The organism is Labilibaculum manganireducens (genome assembly GCF_002843385.1).
Lineage (GTDB): Bacteria > Bacteroidota > Bacteroidia > Bacteroidales > Marinifilaceae > Labilibaculum > Labilibaculum manganireducens.
On the sequence record NZ_MVDE01000097.1, the window covers coordinates 1 to 1018 of the forward strand.

Genomic DNA, 1018 nt, shown 5'->3' on the forward strand with positions numbered 1-1018 from the left:
CAACATCAGTAGGAACCGTTTTGGCCACCGACGGAGATGCAACAGCCACGGTCTTTAGCAGCTGGACAATTACAGCAGGCAATACAAACAGTGTATTTGCCATCAACTCATCAACAGGTGAAATTACAGTTAATGATGCGAATGAACTGGATTATGAATCAATCACAAGTTACAGCTTGAGCATCACAGTTTCAGATGGAGTTAACACTTCAGCAGCAGAAACTGTAACAGTTGATGTGAACGATATTAATGATGAGATTCCAGTATTTGCATCTGCATCGGCAATAAATATTGATGAGAATACTACAAATGTCATTACTTTAACTGCAACAGATGGTGATGTAGGAACAACTTTTACATTTAATAAAATTGGAGGAGATGATCAGGCTTTATTTACTATTAATTCATCAACAGGAGCGGTAGCTTTCACTTCTGCTCCAGATTATGAAACCCCATTAGATATAAATGCTGATAATGATTATATAGTTCAGGTATCTGTTTCAGATGGATTAAATTCCAGTACTCAGACGATCACTGTTTCGGTTGATAACGTAACAGGGATAACTATTACTTCAAATGGTGGAGGTGCAACAGCCGGCATTTCAATTCCAGAAAACAGCACTTCAATAGCTACGGTAACATCAATAAATGAGGGCGTTGAAATTCCTTCGTACTCAATAGTTGGAGGAGCTGATCAAGCCAAATTTAATATTCACCCAACATCAGGAGTTTTAACTTTATTGTCTGCACCGGATTACGAATCTGCACAAGATGCAGGTGGCAACAATTCATATGAAGTTATTGCTAGAGCTACCGGAGATGGTGGAGCAACAGATGATCAAACAATTACAGTTACAATTACCGATGTCAATGATATTGCTCCTGTTATTACAGCCTCTCAGAGTTTTAGCATTGCAGAAAATATCGCAAACTCAGGAGCCGTAGGAACAGTACTTGCAACAGACGGCGATGCAGGAACATCTTTCTCATCTTGGACAGAAACCGGAGGAACCGGCGC

At 39.9% G+C, this 1018-nt stretch carries 1 protein-coding gene; it reads left to right on the forward strand.

Annotated elements, in window-relative coordinates; genetic code table 11:
• Positions 1 to 1018, forward strand: a 1018-nt coding sequence (locus BZG01_RS21355) for a cadherin domain-containing protein (RefSeq protein WP_143470978.1), incomplete at both ends; no start/stop codon positions are given.